This window comes from Arthrobacter sp. G.S.26, assembly GCF_050847375.1.
GTDB lineage: Bacteria > Actinomycetota > Actinomycetes > Actinomycetales > Micrococcaceae > Arthrobacter.
In genome coordinates, this window is the sequence record NZ_CP193752.1 from 1,904,051 (window position 1) to 1,921,816 (window position 17,766).

Below are 17,766 nucleotides of genomic sequence, written 5' to 3' on the forward strand. Positions count from 1 at the left end.
CTTCTCCGCTGGCGCCTGGATACGCGGCCTCGGTGCAGTGCCGGCCGGTACACCCGTTCCTGCGCGCGCCTACGCCGGGACGGACTGGTGCAGCGGAACGCTGAAGGTGCGCTGGCCGGCTCCGATGTCCAGGACGGCGCCGTCCGGCAGTTCAATGCGCGCACGGGTGCCGGGAGGTATCTCGATGTCGAGGATGAAGGTGCTGTCAACGATGCGCCAGGCAGATGACAACGGGCCACGCGTTGTGGCCAGGGAGGCCCGGGCCCAGCCGAGCCCGCCGCCTGGTACCGGCGCGATGGTGACGTGGCGGTACGCTGCCTCGGCCTCGGTGGGCTGCTCCCCAAGCCGGATTCCGGCCACATGGGTGTAGAGGAAGGACAGGACGGCGGCCTTGCTGTAGTGGTTAAGGGAGCCACGGACGTCGCCGTCGCTGACGCCGTTCCACCACTCCCACACAGTGGTTGCGCCATTTTCCAGCATGCCCAGCCAGGAGGGGAATCCCGTGGACTGCAGGAGGGAGTATGCCTGCTCCGCCCTGCCATGGTCGGCAAGGGCGGGCAGCAGTTGCCCGGTGCTGAGGAACCCGGTGCCCAAGCGGCCGTTGTTCTGCGAGACCAGCTCACCGAGGCGCGCCGCAGCGTTGTCACGGAGAGGAACGGGAAAAAGCCCGAATGCCAGGCCCCGGGCATAGTTTGCCTGTGATTCCAGCGAGAGCAGGCCGATGTCCGTGAGGAACTCGCGCCGCCAGGCCGTCAGGGCCCCTGCTGCAATGGCCGCGTATTTGGCTTCGATCTCCGGTTCGCCCAGTACTTTTGCCGAGGCGGCAAGGAGGAAGGCAGAGCGGTGCAGAAAGGCCGTGGCGACGATGCTGTGGTCCGCGCTGGGGTCCGGCGCGGGGCGGATGCCAGGTTCCAACCATTCGCCGAAGTGGAATCCGGTGTCCCAGAGGAAGGCCTCCCAGGACTCAGGGGTAGGCCGGAGCTCAGCCCGGGCGGGATGCCGGGAGGCCGCTGCGGCGCGGGACGCGTAGTCCACCCAGGCCTGCATCGATGGCAATTGGCGGCGCAGGATGCCCTTGTCGCCGTAGGCCCGCCAGAGTTCCCAAGGGACCAGGACTGCGGCGTCACCCCAGCCGGCTGACCCGGCTGACAGATCCTCAAAGACCACGCCGGAAGGCTGGTCGCCGGCCGGGTTGGGTGTGATGGTGGGAACCCGTCCGTCCGCCCACTGATCGGCGGCGAGGTCTGCGAGCCATTTGTCCGAGAAGGCCCGGACGTCGTAGAGGAGGGCTGCAGTGCTGACGAATACCTGCCAGTCGCCGGTGAAACCGGAGCGTTCCCGTTGTGGGCAGTCAGTGGGTATTTCGCAGGCGTTTCCCCTGAAGCTCCACACCCCGGCCGTGTGCAGTGCGTTAAGGGACCTGTCGCTGCAGGAGAAGGAGCCAGCGGGAGCCAGATCAGAATGGACAACAACGGCGCAGATGTCACCGGGGGAGAGGAGGCCCGGCAGGCCTTCGACCTGGACGTAGCGGAATCCGTGGGTGGTGTGCCGCGGCTCGAAGACGTCACCGGGCCGGCCGGCGGAAATGACCTCGTCAACCTGGCCTGCCGGCAGGAGGTCGCCGGTGGCGAAATTGAAGGCCCGGAGGTTTTCGGTGCTGACCATGCCCTCGCCGTCGAGGGCTTCCCCATGCGTCAGAACCAGGCGGGTGTCCTTGGGGCCAAGGGCGGACAGCCGCACCCAGCCGTTGAGGTTCTGGCCGAAGTCGACGACGGCGGTACCCGGCTTCGGCGAGGTAACCGCCACAGCGGCAAGCGTCTCGATCCGGCGTACCGGTTGCGCAGCCGCCGGAATTAACCGCGACCGGTCGTCGTAGAGGCCGCCGGTTGCCGGAAGCGCCGGTGACCAGGGTCCGGCGAAGCAGCCCCCGTCGTCGAGCCGGCGGAAGTCAACGCTTTGGCCGTCCATGAGGTCGGCACGAACAATGTGGCTCGGGGCCGAACGCCAAGCGGCGTCTGAGACGACTCGGATCGGCGTTCCTGTCCGGGACATTCCATGCAGTCCGAGCAGGAGGGCCGTTTCGGCGCCAAATCCGTTGGCGCGGCGTTCAAAGCCGTGCCGGCCACGGAACCAGCCGTCGCTCAGGAGCACCTCTATGCTGTTGGTTCCGCCGTGAAGGTAGCCGGCAACGTCCCACTCAAAAACCTGCAGCCGCTTGCGGTAGGCCGTGAAGCCAGGGACCAGCTCTTCGTCCCCAATCCTGTGACCGTTCAGGAAAACCTCGATGATGCCGTGGGCCGTTGCGGCGAGGGTTGCCGTGTCCACGTCGTCGGGCAGCTCAACATCGAGCCGGAGGACGTAGGCGGGGCGGGCGCCCGGGCCGGGGTCGGCGGGGTCGTTGGGGCGGATCCACCCCGCGCCTTCCAGCACCGCGGCGAAGGGCACTTCCGCCCCCATCAGGTTAGTCACAGGAACTCCTTTGTCTGTGTGCTGCCCGCCCGGATGCTTCGCACACAAGGCCTGTGGGAGTGATGAGCGGGTGTTGTACCGACATTATGGCATAAAAAAGTGGAACCACTGTTTTTTCTCTTTGGCCCGTGGGTTAGCGTAAAGAGCATGGGACTGAAGGCCAGTGGCGGCAGCTATCCAACCGGACTCCGGCGCCGCGAGAAGATCATCGACACCGCAATGCGGCTGTTCGGTGCGGGCGGCTATCACGCCACGCCGATGTCAGCGGTCGCCGAGGCCGTGGGCATCAGCGAGGGCGGCCTGGCGCACCACTTTCCCAGTAAGAAGGTGCTGCTCCAGGCCGTCGCTGAGCGGCGCCTCATCGAAACGGCGTCCTGGTGGGAGGCGCAACCGGGCTCGGAATCAGGACTGGCCGTGCTGGACCAGATGGTGGAGGCAACGCGGCGTTTCACCGACCAGCCGGGCCTGATCGAGCTTTTTGTGCTGTCCATCTCTGAGGCGGCGGACGCGAGCAGCCCCGCACACGCGCGCCTTGCCGGGCAATACAACGGCGTGGTGGAGTCGCTGGTTGCCCGCTGGCAGGCGGCCGTGGACAAAGGGGAAATCCGGCCGGATGTTGACCTGGAATTGGTTGCCCGCGAATGCATAGCTGTCAGCGACGGCCTGCAGATCCAGTGGGTGCTGTCCAACGGGACAGTCGACATTGTGGCCGGAGTTGCGGAATTTTCAGAAAGCCTGAAGGCGCGTCTCCGGGTTCCCTGATTACGGGGACAGGAGGTCCGCGCTGCTGGGAATCGCTTTGGACGCTGCCAACTACCCAAATCACTGATCTCGGCCGCCGTCGTCACCGCTGTTCTTTGGGCAGGTTTCGTCGTCCTGGTGTTGATGGGCAGGCCGGTGGTTCCGGTTTTGCCCATCGTCACTACGGTTTGGTTGGTGTACCAACGGCGGCGCCTGCGGGCACGAATGCAGGAGATGGGTGCCGGTCAGGAGTAGTCCGCGCGTAGTCCACTCTGCGGTCCCGGCATGGTGCGCGGGATCAGTCAGGCGATTCCGGTGGTGCCCAGCAACAGCCCGACGCAGTACGTGAAGGCCATGGCGACGGCGCCTCCCACCACAAGCCGCAGGGTTGCGCGGCGTTTTGAGCTGCCACCGATCCGGGCGCTGACGGATCCGGTGATCGCCAGGGCGACAACGACGGCGAAGAACGTCAGGGGTACGCGCACCCCTGCCGGGGTAAGGAGGATCGCCAACAATGGAAGAATGGCCCCGGCCGTAAAGGCGACTGCAGAGGCGAGGGCCGCGTTCCAGGCACTGGCAACCTCACCTTCCTCAATCCGAAGCTCCACCTCCAGGTGGGCACGCAAAGCGTCATGGTCGGTCAGTTCCCGCGCCACGGTCTGCGCGGTGGCATCGGACAGGCCTTTGGCCCTGTACATCGCGGCGAGCTCAGCCAGTTCCCCTTGCGGGTCGTCGCGGAGTTCCTTGCGTTCTTTTTCAATAAGTGAGCGTTGGCTGTCGCTCTGGCTGCTGACGGAGACGTACTCTCCGAGTGCCATGGAAACGGCGCCGCCCACCACGGCAGCCGCGCCGGCCACAAGGATGGGGGTTGCCTCGTTGGTCACCCCGGCCACGCCCACCACCGTTGCCGCAACGGACACGATGCCGTCATTGGCGCCCAGGACACCTGCCCTGAGCCAGTTCAGCCGGGCGGCAAAGGTCTGCTCGTGCGGTTCGTTGGGGTGCTGTTCCACCATCTCAGCCATTGTCGAAGTAAATCACCGTGCGGCGGCAGAATCCACGCAGGCCTGCATCGCCTAAGTGGAAAAGCAGGCGGAGCCCGCACGGCCTGTCAGGCCTGGTTTGCTGCGGCCGCCGTCGTTGCTTGCTCGAAAGGGTAGCGGAGACCAATCGCAGCGCGCCAGCAGTCCATGGCCTCGACTGTTCCGAGGGAGTCCGCCCAGTTCATCTGGGGTGCCTGGCCGGTGCCGTGGAAGGCAGCGACGGCGTCGGCCTGCAGGGCGTACTGCTTGGCAGCGGGAATGGCGATGTGGTTTGTTGCGGAGTCTGTCCGGTGCACCTCGATGATGGTGTCGGCGTCCGGATTGGGGAGCCACGGCTGGGCCAGGACGATCCGGCCGGCTGAACCAGAGACCACCACGCGGTTGTCGTCCTGGACTCGGATGCCGGCGGTCAGGTGAGCGGTGATGCCGGAGGCGAAGGTGAGCGACGCGGTGGCCCATTCGTCGACGCCGGTGGGCCCGATGGTTCCCGCTGCCGTGATGTGGGTGGGCTCGGCGAAGGGCTCGCCGTTGGCGGCGCCGGCGATGAGCCGGGCCATGGAGACGGTGTAGCCGCCAACGTCCAGAATGCCGCCGCCGGCGAGATCGGGGTTCATGAGCCGGTGTTCGGGCGGGGCGTCGGCGGCAAAGGCGAAGGAAGCCTCGATGTGCTGGACCTGGCCGATTGCGCCAGTGCGGACAAGATCGACCAGCCGCTCGGTCTGCGGGTGGAACCGGTACATGTACGCCTCCGCCAGGTAAACGCCGCCGCGTTGTGCGGCGTCGATGGCAGTGAGGGCTCCGGCTTTGTCGACGGACAGGGGCTTCTCGCAAACGATGTGCTTGCCCGCCTCAGCGGCCTCGACAACGAGCCTTACGTGCTCGGTGTGGGGGACTGCGATGTAGACAGCGTCAATGCCCGGGTCCGCGAAAAGTTCGGTGTAGGAGCCGAACGTCCGAACCGGCGCCTGGCCGGTGCTGAACCGGTCGGCAAACGACCGGGCGCGCTCAAGGCTACGGCTTGCGACGGCGGACAGGGTCCCCGTGGCGCTGGCTGCCAGTTGCTCCGCGAACCGCGCTGCAATGTTTCCCGGGCCAATAATGCCCCAAGTGATGCGTTGCATAAGAAGATTCCCTAACGGCTGATGCTGGGTGGGTACGCGGCGGTCCGTGCCGCTGTGCAGTGGGTTGTCCGCCACCTTACGGCAAGGCCTTTCCCGCCGGCAGGGAGGACCATGTGGTGAACAAACCTGCAGGTGTCGCCGGCTGCGGCTGCTTGATTCGGGGGATGATAAAGCATGACCTTAACCGATGTGGATGCGTGGTTCGAGGCCTTGGACCATCCGATGAAGGCCGGGGCTCAGCAGCTGCGGCGGGTCCTCGCCTCGCTGTCGCCGGAAGTTCAGGAATCCGTGAAGTGGAAGGCCCCGAACTTCGCCCTCAAGGATGATTTTGCGACGATGAACCTCCGCCGGGCCGCCGTTGTCCAGGTCATTTTCCATACCGGCGCGAAGCCCAAACCGGGGCATCCGGAGATCATGATCGAAGATCCATCAGGATTGCTCCGGCGCGCGGACCGGAACCGGTTTGTGGTAACTTTTTCCGATGAGCCGGCGCTCCTGGCTGCGCTTCCAGCGTTCACCGCCATCGCCACGGCCTGGGTGGGGCAGTTGCAGTAGGGATGGTCAGTCTCCGCACGTTTGGTGTGGCCAACCGTCACGGGATAAATTTCCGTCGGTACGGATGCAACGGAGGCGGCAGTGCCGGTTCAGGCCGGTGATGGAAGCCCGTGTGCCACGGCCTGGGACAACAGCGCCGCGGCGGTCCACCGCATCGAGGCGATGGCCTGTTCCCGGCTCAAACCCGCGACGTCAGTAAGCCAGACCAGTGACTCGATGCCGGTGGCGCTTCGAATTGCCATGACCAGTCGATGGATGTCCTGGTCCGGCATTGTCCCTTGGAGCGGTGCAAGCGCCTCGGTGATCCAGGCAATCGCCCGGCCCTTCCTCAGCGGCAGGTCACGTGGTGCAGCATCCGCCGGCTCAAGCGAAAGCCGAAGCATGGTGCGTTGCTGGGATTCAGTTTCAACAATCAGCCTGGTGAACTCAGCTATCACCGCGTCCAGCCGTTCTGCGACGGACTCGGGTGGAGACGCAGGCAACAGCGTTGTCCGTCCGGTTTCCGGATGAGCTGCCGCAAGCAACTCCCGCTGGCCGGTGAAATACCGATAGGCGGTGCTCCTTGAGATCCCGGCAGCGGACGCGGCATCGTCGACGGTCGGCGATGTGCCGGCCGCAACCAGTTCGCGTGCGGCCGCGACCAGGGCTTCCCTGGTACGGCGCTTCTGGCCCGTCCTGCCGGCCTCGGCATAAGGTCTTGACATAGCCTTTATGGTACACGAGTCTTGTTATGGGATATCAGTCCCATAAGTCTTCCAACCACGTATCGAGGCGACCACCATGGAGACGACAAAAGCTGCACCAGCGATCATCCGGCAGCCGGGAGAAGGGCCCCGGCGATGGTTCTTCGGTGGCGGGGTGCACATATGGAAGGCGACGGCGGAAGAAACAGCGGGAGCGTTCCTCCTGTTTGAAGACGAAATGACGGCAGGCAAGGCCACGCCCCTGCACACGCACCCGGAGTCAGACGAGACCATGTACATCCTGGCCGGCGAGATTCTGATGAACGTGGACGGGGCAGAACACCGGGTTGCCGCCGGTGGGGTGACAATCGCGCCCCGCGGCGTCCCGCATGCCTTCAAAGTCCTCCAGGACGGGACCCGTGTTTTGTGTCTCCACACCCCCGGCAGCGCCCAGGCGTTCTACGACGGTGCCAGCGAACCTCTCGACTCCGCGAGCGGGTCTGGCGTGGTTGACTTTGACCGCATCCGCGAATCCGGGCGCCTGAACGGCGGCATCGAAATTCTTGGGCCACCCCCATTCCCCCAGGACTGACGCCGCCGGTGGCAGAAACAGCCCGGGCGACGGGGACGATCCTTCGGACTGCTCCGGGATCCGGGCGGGCGCCTCAACACTGGCGACGAGCAACAGCGGCAGGACCAGCAGAGCATCGCCGGTGGGACATACGGAAAGCCCACTCTCGCTGAGCGTGGGCTTTCCGTATGTCCAGGCAGTTCCGGGCTAGTCCGTTCTAGTCGCCGCTGCTGAACGCGGCGTCGAAGGAGGTCTGTGAGGCGGGGAAGTCGAACTTCTTGAGCGCGGCGAGGGCTTCGGGGGCGCCGTGGAGGCGGTCCATGCCGGCGTCTTCCCATTCAACGCTGATGGGGCCGGTGTAGCCGATGGCGGTGAGGGCGCGGAAGGAGGATTCCCAGGGCACGTCGCCGCGTCCGGCGGAGACGAAGTCCCAGCCTCGGCGGGGGTCGCCCCAGGGGAGGTGGGAGCCCATGACGGTGTTCCGGCCGGTGGGGCGGAGCTTGGTGTCCTTGCAGTCCACGTGGTAGATCCGGTCTTTGAAGTCCCAGATGAAGGAGACGGGGTCGATGCCCTGCCACATGAAGTGGGACGGGTCCCAGTTCAGGCCGAAGGCTTCACGGTGTCCGATCGCCTCGAGGGTGCGCACGGTGGTCCAGTAGTCGTAGGCGATCTCGGACGGGTGGACTTCGTGGGCGAAGCGGACACCGCACTCATCAAACACGTCCAGGATGGGGTTCCACCGGTCGGCGAAGTCCTGGTAACCGGCGTCGATGACCTTTTCCGGGACGGGCGGGAACATTGCGACGTACTGCCAGATGGAGGATCCGGTGAAGCCGACGACGGTGTCCACGCCCAGTGCCTTGGCGAGCCGGGCGGTGTGCTTCATTTCCTCGGCGGCGCGCTGGCGGACGCCTTCGGGGTCGCCGTCGCCCCAGACCTTTGACCCAACGATCGCCTCGTGGCGGAAGTCGATGGGGTCATCACACACGGCCTGGCCCTTGAGGTGGTTGGAGATGGCCCAGACCTTCAGGTTGTACTTCGCCAGGATGGCAAGTTTTGACTCGACGTAGCCCGGTTCGTCCCAGCGCCAGGCGTCCAGGTGGTCTCCGGAGACGGCGATTTCCAGGCCGTCGTAGCCCCAGCCTGATGCCAGGCGGGCCACTTCCTCGAAGGGCAGGTCGGCCCACTGGCCGGTGAACAGGGTATAGGGGCGGGGCATGGTCAGGCTCCTTCGGGGACGGTATCGGCGACGCTGGTGCTGCGGCCGTCGATGTGGATGCTGGTGCTGTTTGCCGCGGCGGATTCCGCCACTGCGTCAAGGATGTACTGGACGTTGAGCCCGTCCTGGAACGACGGGGACGGTGCGTGCCCGCCCTGGACCGCCAGGAGGAAATCGCGGATCTGGTGGGTGAAGGTGTGCTCCCAGCCGATGATGTGGCCCTGCGGCCACCACGCGGCCAGGTAGGGGTGTTCCGGTTCGTTGACCAGGATCCGGCGGAAACCCTGCTCCCGGGCAGGGGCTGTGGCATCGAGGAATTCGAGTTCGTTCAGGTTCTCAAGGTCAAAGCGGAGCGCGCCCTTGTCTCCATAGATTTCCACCGTCAGGGCGTTCTTCCTTCCGGTGGCAACCCGGGAGACCTCCACCGACGCGATGGCGCCGGAGGCGAGGGTGAGGGTGGCCCACGCGGCGTCGTCGACAGTGACGGGTTCCAGTCCGTCCGGGCCGGGCCTCTGGTCCACGAACGTGTGGAGGCGGCCCGAAACCCCGGTGACCGAATCGCCCAGCAGGAACAGCACCTGGTCGATGGCGTGCGAGGCGATGTCCCCCAGTGCCCCTGATCCGGCGGTTTCCTTGCGCAGCCGCCAGGTCATGGGCGCCTGGACATCAGCCAGCCAGTCCTGCAGGTAGGCTGCCCGGACCTGCCGCACGCTCCCTACCCTTCCTTCCGCAATGAGCTCCCGGGCCAGTGCCAGGGCAGGCACCCGGCGGTAGTTGAACCCCACCATCGACTGCACGTTCCGTGCCCGGGCGGCCGCCGCGGCGGTGGTCATGGTTTCCGCCTCGGCGAGGGTGTTGGCCAGGGGCTTCTCCAGCAGGACATGCTTGTTGGCTGCGAGCGCCGCGATGGCGATTTCGGCATGCATCCACCCGGGCGCGCAGATGTCCACGATGTCGATATCGTCCCGCGCGATGACCTCACGCCAGTCGGTGGCTGACTCCGCCCACCCGTACCGGGCTGCGGCCTCGGCCACCGCACCAGCGTCCCGGCCCACCAGCACCTTCTGCTCGATGGCGGGTACGTCGAAGAAGCTGGCCACATTCCGCCACGCGTTCGAATGGGCCTTGCCCATAAAGGCGTAGCCGATCATGGCCACGCCCAATGGCCGGTCCGCTGCTGCGGGTGGCTGTGCGGTAGGGGTTTCGGGAGTGCGCATAAAGGTGTGCCTGCTTCGCTTCGGTTAGAGGGTTGCGGTTTCCGGCGCCCAGTCCTCGGGGAGGGCGGGTGCGGTGCCGGCCGTGCTGGCTACGTCCACGAACGTGCCGGTTTCCACGGATTCCGCGATGGAGACCATGCTGTCCAGCACGTGGTAGGCCAGTTCGCCGGTGGCGCGGTGCTGGACCCCGGCGCGGAGGGACCTGGCCATGTCCAGGACCCCCATGCCGCGGCCGTTGGCCGGACCGGTCGCGGGGATAACGGTCCACTCGTCGTCTCCCGCGCGCCAGAGCCGGATGTCGCCGTCGAAATTATTGGGGTCCGGGAGGGAAATGGTTGCTTCGGTGCCGGTGATTTCCACAAAGCCCATCCGGACGCGGGGGGATTCGAAGGAGAAGACGCTGTGCGAGGATGCGCCGGAGTCGAAGAGCGCCATCGCGGAGACGTGGGTGGGGACCTCGACGGTGAATTCCTCGCCTGCCTTGGGACCGGAACCGATCACGCGCACCTCCTTGGCCTTCGAGCCGACGGCGGCCACCTTGTTGATGGACCCGAAGGCCTGGACCAGTGTGGTGAGGTAGTACGGCCCCATGTCGAACAGGGGACCGGCGCCGTACTGGAAAAGGAAGGCCGGGTTGGGGTGCCACGATTCCGGGCCAGGAGTCTGGAACGTGGTCATTGCGGTCAGCGGCGTGCCGATATCCCCGCGCTGGATCAGCCGCAGGGCGGTCTGCAGGCCTGCGCCCAGGAACGTGTCCGGAGCACAACCGAGCCGGATGCCGGCGGCGTCCGCAACCTTCAGCAGACCCAGGCCCGATTCCCGATCCAGGCTGAACGGCTTTTCGGTCCAGACATGTTTTCCGGCTTTGACCGCCGCGGTGGCAACCTCCACGTGGGCGGCGGGGATGGTCAGGTTAACGATGATTTCGACGTCGGGATGGTTCAGGGCGGCGTCCGGGCCGCCCCATTCGGGGACGCCGTATTCCTTGGCGCGGGCCTCGGCTGCCTCAACGAAGAGGTCTGCGATGACCAGGACTTTCAGGTCGGGGAAGGTAGTGAGGTTGTCCAGGTAGGCCTTGGAGATGTTGCCGGCGCCGATGACGGCGACGCCCACGGGTCCGCGGCGGGTTGTTGCTGAAGGGGTGCTCATGCGCTGGCTCCTGCGGGGGTGTTGGCGGTGAGGAAGGCCAGGGAAGCGGCGATGCCCGCAAAAATGTCGCCGTCATAGTCGTCGAATTCCACCACGCCTACCTCCAGGGACTTCACGGCGGCAATGACGTCAAGGACCGGGACCAGGCCCTGGCCGGCCGGCTGCTGGGCTTTGGTGTCGGTGGTGAGCGGACCGTCCTTGATGTGGATCAGCTTCACCCGGTCGCCAAGCCTTTCAAGCACCGCCACCGGATCCTGGCCGCCCACCCCAACCCAGTACGTGTCCACTTCCAGGACAACCTCCGGATCCAGCAGGCCGGCAAAGTATTCCAGCGCCGTCTGGTCCCCGATGGTGGACTCCAGCTCCCACTGGTGGTTGTGGTAGCCCACCCGGATGCCGTAGTCCGCACCCTTTTTGGCGGCGTCGTTCAACTTCGCTGCCGTCGCCTCGATGTCGGCGGCTTCCTGCCAGTGCTCTGCGCCGATGAACGGATCAATCACCGTGGTGATGCCAAGTTCCCTGGCTGCCGCGAAAATCTGGTCCTGGTCCTGGCTGAGCAGCGGAGCGTGGCCGGACGGGGCCGTCAGGCCGTTTTCCTTCAACGCCGCACCGAGCTCCTGGGCTGTGGCCACAAAGTTGTACGGCTCCACCTGGGTAAAGCCGATTTCCGCTACCTTGCGGATGGTTCCGGGCAGGTCCGCGGACATGGCATCACGCAGGGTGTAGAGCTGGATTGAATACGGCATGTTTTCCTGGCTTCCTTGGCATGGGGGATGTGTTGTGCAGTACATTTCGGGTCTCCTGCAAACCTAAGGCCACTTCTGTCGAAGGTCAAGCAAAAGTTGCTGGCGTGACATATATAAGTGGGCGTGCTATCCATGTCGTATGCCCACATCCGGAGACCTGCTGCCCCCGCCCGCTGAAGCCGCGGGCAGCCACAGCCGTGCGGGGGACCTGTTCCAGCTGTTGCGCGACGGGAAGGCCAGGACCCGGGCCGAACTTGCCCTCAGCACAGGACTTGCCCGGTCCACGGTCGCTGCACGGGTTGATGCGCTCATGCTGTCCGGACTGGTGGGACCGGCCGGGGAGGCGGTCTCCAGCGGCGGCAGGCCGCCGTCGCGCTTTGCCTTCAACCCGGCCGCGCGGGTGGTGCTGGCGGTCGACGTCGGCGCGACGCACGTGATCGTTGCTGTGACCGACCTGGGCGGAAAGGTCCTGGGCCAGCGCCGCGCCGTCCTGGATATTGCCGACGGCCCCAAAGTGGTGCTGGACCGCGTTGTCACGTTGGGCAGGGAGGTGCTGGCAGGTGCCGGCCGCAGCCTGCAGGAACTCGCCGGAGTCGGCATGGGCCTGCCGGGACCCGTGGAGCACAGCACCGGTACTCCCGTTAAGCCGCCCATCATGCCCGGATGGGACGGTTTTGACGTGGTCCAGTACATCCGGAAGTCACTGCCCGTCCCGGTCCTGGTGGATAACGACGTCAACATCATGGCGCTGGGGGAACGTGCGGCCCACTGGGCCGGGCACAACAACTTCTTTTTTGTGAAGGTGGCTACCGGGATTGGCGCGGGCATCATCAGCAGCGGTGCGCTCCAGCGCGGGGCGGATGGCACCGCCGGAGACCTTGGCCATGTCCGGGTGCCGCGGGGAAGCGGGGTGCTGTGCCGTTGCGGCAACCATGGCTGCCTCGAAGCGCTCGCTTCGGGTCCCGCGCTGGCCGCGGAATTGCGAGGTCAGGGACTGGACGTTGCAACGGGGGCGGATGTGCTCCGGCTCGCCGCTGAGGGGGAGGTCCGTGCAGTCCAGGCTCTCCGCCAGGCCGGACGGGACGTGGGTGACGTGCTGGCCACGGTTGTGAACCTGCTCAATCCGTCCGTCATTGTGATCGGCGGCAGCCTGGGCGAAGCCGGCGACCACTTGGTGGCGGGCATCCGGGAGGTCGTCTACCAGCGGTCGCTGCCCCTTGCCACGTCACGGCTGCACATCGGTGTGGCCCTGGCCGGCGCGAGTGCCGCCATCCTGGGCGCCAGCCAAATGGTGGCCCAGCATGTTTTGTCGCCGGCAGTCATCGATGCGACGCTGGCAGCTGCGGCCGGCGGCGTGTGAGGACGGATCCTCCCACGCGCACCACGGCGCCGCTGGCATTACCGCCGGCAAGGCTGTGCTCGACTTCCATCACCCGAGCCTAGCGCGGGGTCTTCCTGCCTCTTGTATACAAGTAGACTTGTATGCGGAGGTGGCCAATGCCAGAACAAACTGCCCGGAACACCGGTGCCCACGTCGTTTACGCAGAGCTGAAGCGCCGGATCCTGACGCTCGAGCTGAAGCCGGGGGAGCGGATCTACGAACCGGCGATGGCCGCCGAACTCCAGATCAGCCGGACGCCCCTGCGGGAGGCGATCCGGCGGCTCATTTCCGAAAGCCTCCTGGAGCAGCAACCAACGGGCGGCGTGCTGGTGCCGGACCTGGACGAAGTGGTGATTTCGGAGCTGTACGAGGTGCGCGCGGCCCTGGAATCCCTGATGGCGCGCAACGCCTGCCTCAAAGCGACGGCTGCAGACATCGAAGCCTTGGAGCGGATCCTGGCGCGTAACGCTGCCCTGGTGGAGTTTGCCGATGACGCAATGCAGCAGGGGATGGCCCTGCACGCCCAAATCGCCGGCATTGCCGGAAACTCGTGGGCCCATCGCGTCCATAGCCAGGTTTCCAGCCAGATGGAGCGGTACCGGCACTTCACCAACAGCACCCAGGACCGGCGCGATGCTGCCCTGGCCCAGCATCGGATCCTGGTGGCGGCCGTGGCGGCCGGGAATCCGGACGAGGCCGCTGCCATCGCGTTCGAGCATGTGATCGCCGCCCGGGACGCGTCCCTGCGGGCCATCACGCGCAACGGCCCGGTCACCCCGTGATCGGTGAACTCGGCCGCCGCTCGGCCACGGCCCTGCTGGTGCACTCCGCGCTGATCCAGGCCGTCACCTTCCTGGTCCGGCCGGCCGCGACCTACCGTGCCCTCGAACTGGACGTGCCCGGCTACGCCCTCGGACTCCTGGCCGCCAGCTACGCCGTCTTCCCGCTCCTGCTTGCCGTGCCAACGGGCGCACTGGTGGACCGCCTGGGCGAGCGCCGGCTGATGGCCATCGGATCCGCCGTTGTGCTGGCCAGTTCCGCCTTCCTTCTGGTGGCTGGCTCGTCCATTGTCACCCTGGTGATCGGCACTGCCGTGCTGGGCGCGGGCCAACTGGCGTGTGTGGTGGGACAGCAGGCTGTGGTGGCCAACAACGCCGTCGCAGCCAGGCTGGACTCGGCGTTCGGATACCTGACCTTCGCCGCATCGCTGGGCCAGGCCCTGGGGCCGCTTGCGATTGCACTGGTGGGCGGGGCCGTTATCCGCCCGGACACGCAGGCCATTTTCCTGCTGGCCGTGTGCATGGCCCTGGTGCTCTTCCTGACAACGTTTGCGGTGTCAGGAAGCGTCAGCAGCGGCATAAAGGGGACCGCCGCGCCGGGGAGTGGCGGTGGTTCCCTGGCACTGCTCAAGACCCCTGGCGTTGCCCGGGCCCTGGCCACCAGTGCCACCGTCCTGGCTGTGGTGGACCTGACGATGGTCTATCTTCCCGCACTGGGAACCGAACGGGGGCTGACGGCGGCCACCGTGGGTGCCATGCTGACCGTCCGGGCCGTTTTCTCAATGCTTTCCCGCATCCTGTTGGGCCGGGCTGCCAGGGCCATGGGGCGCATGCCGCTGCTGGTTGTCAGCCTTGTCCTGTCCACGGTGGCGCTGGCTGTTGCGGCGATCCCCATGCCGGCCTGGCTGCTGTTTGTTGTGATGGGTGCGCTGGGACTGGGGCTGGGGATCGGCCAGCCGCTCACCATGTCCTGGCTGTCATCCCGTGCCCCGGCGGGACAGCGGGGCCGGGCGCTGGCCTTGCGGCTTGCCGGCAACCGGGTGGGACAGGTGGTGCTGCCCGCCGCGATCGGCACCGTCGCTGCAGGACTTGGCGCCGCGGGGGTGTTCCTCGTCTCCGCTGTTGTGGTGGGCGGAACGCTGGTGCTGCTCCGGGGCGTCAAGCTCGACTGACGTGCCAGCAGGCTGGTTCAAGACTGGGCAGGCAGCAGCCGGGAACGCGCGCCTCGGTGAAATGGTGCAGACTGATGGCGTGAGCGGAATTCCGTGGGTGCTGCACGTCGATCTGGACCAGTTCATAGCTGCCGTCGAAGTCCTGCGGCGGCCGGAGCTTGCGGGCCGGCCGGTCATTGTCGGCGGCCGGGGCGACCCTACGGAGCGGGCCGTGGTGTCCACGGCTTCCTACGAGGCCAGGGCCTTCGGAGTGGGATCCGGGATGCCACTTCGGATCGCGGCCCGAAAAGTCCCCGACGCCGTGATCCTGCCTGTTGACCAGGAAGCGTACCTTGAGGCGTCCGAGGCGGTTATGGCCACGCTGCGGGCGCAGCCGGCCGCCGTCGTCCAGGTCCTGGGCTGGGACGAGGCCTTTGTCGGCATCACCACGGCGGACCCGGAGTCGTACGCCCGTCAGTTGCAGGCGGCTGTGCTGGCCCGGACGCAGCTGCAGTGCAGCGTTGGCATCGGAGACACGCTGGTCCGGGCCAAGGTGGCCACCGGGTTCGGCAAACCGGCCGGCGTCTTCCGCCTCACGGCCTCGAACTGGCTGGACGTTATGGGGAACCGGCCCACCAAGGACCTGTGGGGGGTGGGGTCCAAGGTATCGGCCCGGCTGGCGAAACTTGGCGTCCGCACCGTGGCCGGGCTCGCCGCCTGCGATCCTGCGGCCCTGGTGCCGGAATTCGGCCCGAAGATGGGTCCCTGGTATGCCAGCCTGGGACGCGGAGACGGTGCCAGCGAGGTGGACGACACCCCCTGGGTGGCCCGCGGGCACAGCCGCGAAACCACCTTCCAGCAGGACCTCACCGTTCCTGCCCAGGTGGCGGACGCCGTCAGGGAGCTGGTGGCGCGGGTCCTGACGGATGTGGCGGCCGAAGGCAGGCCCGTGGTGGGGCTGACATTAAAGGTCCGTTACGCCCCGTTCCGCACCACAACACACGCGAAGAAGATCCCGGAAACCTTCGACCGGGACGAAATCCTGGCCAGGGCGGTGGAGCTGTCAGCCGCGATCGAGGAGGGGCAACCTATCCGCCTGCTGGGCCTGCGCGCCGAAATGGCCATGCCGGACGACGCGCGGACCGGACACACACCAACGCGCGGCGGCTGGTGAAGCGCCGGCCTCAACCGGTATGCCGCAACACGTCAGGGAGTTCATCCACGTACACCGTTTGCGGCGGGTCGAAGTAGATCACCAGCACCTCATCACCCACGGCGAAGCCGCTCACCCCGTCGAACGGGTGGGCGTGGAAGGCAGCAGTGCCACCCCGGTAGGAAAGCATCACCTCGCCGATGGTGCCCGGCCCGATCCGCCCGGAAACCCTTCCGATCCGGCCGGTCAGGCTCCGGTCGGCTTCCCTGTGCATCAGCTGTTCCTCAGGCGCCGGGAGCTGCCGGCGGCTGCTGGCCCGCCTGGCCCTTTTTCAGCGCCGACGCAAGGACCGGCAGGTAGTCGCCGGCCTGCGCGAGAATGCCGCCCAGCATCTTGTTCACACCTTCGCCGCCGTTCAGGACCGTCATATGGCCCACGTGCGAAAACGGCTCGGCCGCTGCCGCGATGATGGCGGGCATGTTCTCCGCGAGCTGCTGGGAGATCACCGCGTCCTGGTTGGTTCCCAACGCTTCGGCCCGCGCTTTGATGCCATCCGCTTCAGCCAGTGCCTTGGCCTTGATCGCCGAGGCCGCGGCATCACCCCTGGCCCGCGTGGCTGCGGCTTCTGCCTCGCCGGTGACCTTGGTGGCGCCTGCAGCGGCAGCTGCGGCGGTGGCATTTGCCTGCGCCTGAAGTTCCGTTCGGCGGGCATTGGCCTGGGCTTCGAGTTCGGTGCGCCGCGCCAGGGCCTCGGCCGCGCTGATGTCCGCGGCCTTTTGGCCTTCGGCGTCGGTGCGTTTGGCGTAGGCCTTGGCATCGGCGGGTTTCCGGACTGTGGTTTGGAGCTTCTGTTCCTCCCGGTCCGCCTCCAGTTTGGCCACCTCGGTTTCCTGGACCACCACCTGCTGCCGCGCCGTGGCGTCGGCCAAGGGTCCGGCCTGGGCGGCGTTGGCCCTGGCCCGCTCGGCGTTAGCCTGCGCCACAGACTGCCTGATGGCTGAAATGCTCTGCGCATCCGCGATCAGCGCGGCGGCCTCCGCTTCCTTTTCGGCTGCTTCACGGTTCCGGGTGGCCTCCGCGATGCGGGCTTCCATTTTCACCTGCGCGATGTGTGGCTTGGCGATGTTCTGGATGTAGCCCGTGGGGTCCTGCAGGTCCTTGATCTGCAGGGAATCAACCACAAGACCCAGCTTTTCCATTTCCACGCCGCTGGCGCTGCGGACCTGCGAGCCGAGTTTGTCCCGTTCGCGGATGATCTCCTCCACCGTCATGCTGCCGATGATGGAGCGCAGGTGGCCCTCGAAAACGTTGTAGACCTGGCTCTGCATTTTGGGCTGTTGGCCCAGGAACCGCCGGGCCGCGTTGGCGATGAAGGGCGGCGCATCCCCGATCTTGTAAATGACCACGCCCTCCACGATGACCTGGATGCCCTGGGAGGTGACGCAGGAGACTTTCAGTTCGGTCTCGTTCAACGTCAGCGATAAGGCCCGCACTGTCTGAAGCCCCGGAAGCACCAGCGCACCCTTACCGGTGACAATTTTGAAGTCCATCCCGGCCCGGGTTTCCGGCGTTCCCCGGGTCAGCCCGGAAATGATGAGGGCCTCGTTGGGTTCGGCCACCTTCCACATCAGCCGGGTGGCCCCCCAGATGAATCCGACCGCAACAAGTACTCCAAGAATGATGGCGATCAGGGGAAAGAATGCTGACAGGTCCGGCATGACCAGGTCCTTTCAAAGGGTATGGAACAGGCACCTCGGTAAAAATTCCACCCCATGCAGCCAGTGTGGG

Annotated in this window: 17 protein-coding genes; 7 read left to right on the forward strand and 10 right to left on the reverse strand. The window is 66.4% G+C overall.

Annotation, left to right across the window (positions count from 1 at the left end; genetic code table 11):
* Positions 1-69: 69 nt before the first annotated feature.
* Entirely contained in the window at positions 70-2,469 is a 2,400-nt protein-coding gene (locus ACRB8A_RS08620) for an alpha-L-rhamnosidase (protein ID WP_235504736.1), read from the reverse strand.
* Positions 2,470-2,616: 147 nt separating this feature from the next.
* On the opposite strand from ACRB8A_RS08620, the gene ACRB8A_RS08625 reads away from it, so the two are divergent.
* On the forward strand, positions 2,617-3,231 hold the full coding sequence (locus ACRB8A_RS08625) for a TetR/AcrR family transcriptional regulator (protein WP_056599827.1): 615 nt from the start codon (positions 2,617-2,619) through the stop codon (positions 3,229-3,231).
* Between the two features lie 281 nt (positions 3,232-3,512).
* On the opposite strand, the gene ACRB8A_RS08630 is transcribed toward ACRB8A_RS08625, so the two are convergent.
* Both ACRB8A_RS08630 and ACRB8A_RS08635 read right to left on the reverse strand, forming a co-directional pair.
* Positions 3,513-4,235 carry a VIT1/CCC1 transporter family protein gene (locus ACRB8A_RS08630; protein WP_050685208.1) on the reverse strand — a complete coding sequence of 241 codons (723 nt, stop codon included), beginning with the start codon at positions 4,233-4,235 and terminating at the stop codon, positions 3,513-3,515.
* Between the two features lie 86 nt (positions 4,236-4,321).
* On the reverse strand, positions 4,322-5,374 hold the full coding sequence (locus tag ACRB8A_RS08635; RefSeq protein ID WP_056599830.1) for a Gfo/Idh/MocA family protein: 1,053 nt from the start codon (positions 5,372-5,374) through the stop codon (positions 4,322-4,324).
* Positions 5,375-5,548: 174 nt separating this feature from the next.
* Here ACRB8A_RS08635 and ACRB8A_RS08640 point away from each other — a divergent pair, with 174 nt between their 5' ends.
* Positions 5,549-5,929: a DUF1801 domain-containing protein gene (locus tag ACRB8A_RS08640; protein ID WP_050685206.1), complete on the forward strand. Its 381-nt coding sequence runs from the start codon at positions 5,549-5,551 to the stop codon at positions 5,927-5,929.
* Positions 5,930-6,018: 89 nt separating this feature from the next.
* On the opposite strand, the gene ACRB8A_RS08645 is transcribed toward ACRB8A_RS08640, so the two are convergent.
* The gene (locus ACRB8A_RS08645; RefSeq protein ID WP_050685205.1) at positions 6,019-6,633 is read right to left on the reverse strand and encodes a TetR/AcrR family transcriptional regulator; all 615 of its coding nucleotides are present in this window, start codon (positions 6,631-6,633) and stop codon (positions 6,019-6,021) included.
* 76 nt (positions 6,634-6,709) lie between these two features.
* On the opposite strand from ACRB8A_RS08645, the gene ACRB8A_RS08650 reads away from it, so the two are divergent.
* A complete protein-coding gene (locus ACRB8A_RS08650) occupies positions 6,710-7,204 on the forward strand; it encodes a cupin domain-containing protein (RefSeq protein WP_432245974.1) in 495 nt (164 codons plus the stop codon).
* A 196-nt stretch (positions 7,205-7,400) separates the two neighbouring features.
* Here ACRB8A_RS08650 and ACRB8A_RS08655 read toward each other — a convergent pair whose 3' ends face one another.
* The 4 genes from ACRB8A_RS08655 to ACRB8A_RS08670 are packed head-to-tail and all read right to left on the reverse strand — an operon-like array spanning position 7,401 to position 11,514.
* On the reverse strand, positions 7,401-8,402 hold the full coding sequence (locus tag ACRB8A_RS08655; protein ID WP_056599833.1) for a sugar phosphate isomerase/epimerase family protein: 1,002 nt from the start codon (positions 8,400-8,402) through the stop codon (positions 7,401-7,403).
* A 2-nt stretch (positions 8,403-8,404) separates the two neighbouring features.
* Positions 8,405-9,619, reverse strand: coding sequence for a Gfo/Idh/MocA family protein (locus ACRB8A_RS08660; RefSeq protein ID WP_050685202.1), 1,215 nt, complete (start codon positions 9,617-9,619; stop codon positions 8,405-8,407).
* A gap of 24 nt (positions 9,620-9,643) precedes the next feature.
* Complete coding sequence (locus tag ACRB8A_RS08665; protein WP_050685201.1) at positions 9,644-10,768, reverse strand: Gfo/Idh/MocA family protein; 1,125 nt, start codon at positions 10,766-10,768, stop codon at positions 9,644-9,646.
* Positions 10,765-11,514 carry a sugar phosphate isomerase/epimerase family protein gene (locus ACRB8A_RS08670; RefSeq protein WP_056599835.1) on the reverse strand — a complete coding sequence of 250 codons (750 nt, stop codon included), beginning with the start codon at positions 11,512-11,514 and terminating at the stop codon, positions 10,765-10,767. The genes ACRB8A_RS08665 and ACRB8A_RS08670 overlap by 4 nt, the downstream gene beginning before the upstream one ends.
* A gap of 139 nt (positions 11,515-11,653) precedes the next feature.
* Here ACRB8A_RS08670 and ACRB8A_RS08675 point away from each other — a divergent pair, with 139 nt between their 5' ends.
* From ACRB8A_RS08675 to ACRB8A_RS08690, 4 genes are all read left to right on the forward strand, one after another.
* Positions 11,654-12,874: an ROK family transcriptional regulator gene (locus ACRB8A_RS08675; RefSeq protein ID WP_056599838.1), complete on the forward strand. Its 1,221-nt coding sequence runs from the start codon at positions 11,654-11,656 to the stop codon at positions 12,872-12,874.
* Positions 12,875-13,011: 137 nt separating this feature from the next.
* A complete protein-coding gene (locus ACRB8A_RS08680) occupies positions 13,012-13,677 on the forward strand; it encodes a GntR family transcriptional regulator (RefSeq protein ID WP_050685198.1) in 666 nt (221 codons plus the stop codon).
* Entirely contained in the window at positions 13,674-14,846 is a 1,173-nt protein-coding gene (locus tag ACRB8A_RS08685) for an MFS transporter (protein ID WP_056599844.1), read from the forward strand. Before ACRB8A_RS08680 ends, ACRB8A_RS08685 begins: the two co-directional genes overlap by 4 nt.
* 61 nt (positions 14,847-14,907) lie before the next feature.
* Positions 14,908-15,999, forward strand: a complete 1,092-nt coding sequence (locus tag ACRB8A_RS08690) for a DNA polymerase IV (RefSeq protein ID WP_285240256.1) — start codon at positions 14,908-14,910, stop codon at positions 15,997-15,999.
* Between the two features lie 10 nt (positions 16,000-16,009).
* Here ACRB8A_RS08690 and ACRB8A_RS08695 read toward each other — a convergent pair whose 3' ends face one another.
* Positions 16,010-16,252, reverse strand: coding sequence for a hypothetical protein (locus tag ACRB8A_RS08695; protein ID WP_157370990.1), 243 nt, complete (start codon positions 16,250-16,252; stop codon positions 16,010-16,012).
* Between the two features lie 10 nt (positions 16,253-16,262).
* Positions 16,263-17,696 carry an SPFH domain-containing protein gene (locus ACRB8A_RS08700; protein WP_050685196.1) on the reverse strand — a complete coding sequence of 478 codons (1,434 nt, stop codon included), beginning with the start codon at positions 17,694-17,696 and terminating at the stop codon, positions 16,263-16,265.
* Positions 17,697-17,766 lie beyond the last annotated feature (70 nt).

What these genes read in the sequence shown, in the direction of transcription:
- ACRB8A_RS08695 (WP_157370990.1), bottom strand. Translation starts at nt 16,252, where the DNA reads ATGCACAGGGAAGCCGACCGGAGCCTGACCGGCCGGATCGGAAGGGTT.
- ACRB8A_RS08630 (WP_050685208.1), bottom strand. Translation starts at nt 4,235, where the DNA reads ATGGCTGAGATGGTGGAACAGCACCCCAACGAACCGCACGAGCAGACC.
- ACRB8A_RS08655 (WP_056599833.1), bottom strand. Translation starts at nt 8,402, where the DNA reads ATGCCCCGCCCCTATACCCTGTTCACCGGCCAGTGGGCCGACCTGCCC.
- ACRB8A_RS08625 (WP_056599827.1), top strand. Translation starts at nt 2,617, where the DNA reads ATGGGACTGAAGGCCAGTGGCGGCAGCTATCCAACCGGACTCCGGCGC.
- ACRB8A_RS08675 (WP_056599838.1), top strand. Translation starts at nt 11,654, where the DNA reads ATGCCCACATCCGGAGACCTGCTGCCCCCGCCCGCTGAAGCCGCGGGC.
- ACRB8A_RS08640 (WP_050685206.1), top strand. Translation starts at nt 5,549, where the DNA reads ATGACCTTAACCGATGTGGATGCGTGGTTCGAGGCCTTGGACCATCCG.
- ACRB8A_RS08660 (WP_050685202.1), bottom strand. Translation starts at nt 9,619, where the DNA reads ATGCGCACTCCCGAAACCCCTACCGCACAGCCACCCGCAGCAGCGGAC.
- ACRB8A_RS08645 (WP_050685205.1), bottom strand. Translation starts at nt 6,633, where the DNA reads ATGTCAAGACCTTATGCCGAGGCCGGCAGGACGGGCCAGAAGCGCCGT.
- ACRB8A_RS08690 (WP_285240256.1), top strand. Translation starts at nt 14,908, where the DNA reads ATGGTGCAGACTGATGGCGTGAGCGGAATTCCGTGGGTGCTGCACGTC.
- ACRB8A_RS08700 (WP_050685196.1), bottom strand. Translation starts at nt 17,696, where the DNA reads ATGCCGGACCTGTCAGCATTCTTTCCCCTGATCGCCATCATTCTTGGA.
- ACRB8A_RS08680 (WP_050685198.1), top strand. Translation starts at nt 13,012, where the DNA reads ATGCCAGAACAAACTGCCCGGAACACCGGTGCCCACGTCGTTTACGCA.
- ACRB8A_RS08670 (WP_056599835.1), bottom strand. Translation starts at nt 11,514, where the DNA reads ATGCCGTATTCAATCCAGCTCTACACCCTGCGTGATGCCATGTCCGCG.
- ACRB8A_RS08635 (WP_056599830.1), bottom strand. Translation starts at nt 5,374, where the DNA reads ATGCAACGCATCACTTGGGGCATTATTGGCCCGGGAAACATTGCAGCG.
- ACRB8A_RS08665 (WP_050685201.1), bottom strand. Translation starts at nt 10,768, where the DNA reads ATGAGCACCCCTTCAGCAACAACCCGCCGCGGACCCGTGGGCGTCGCC.
- ACRB8A_RS08650 (WP_432245974.1), top strand. Translation starts at nt 6,710, where the DNA reads ATGGAGACGACAAAAGCTGCACCAGCGATCATCCGGCAGCCGGGAGAA.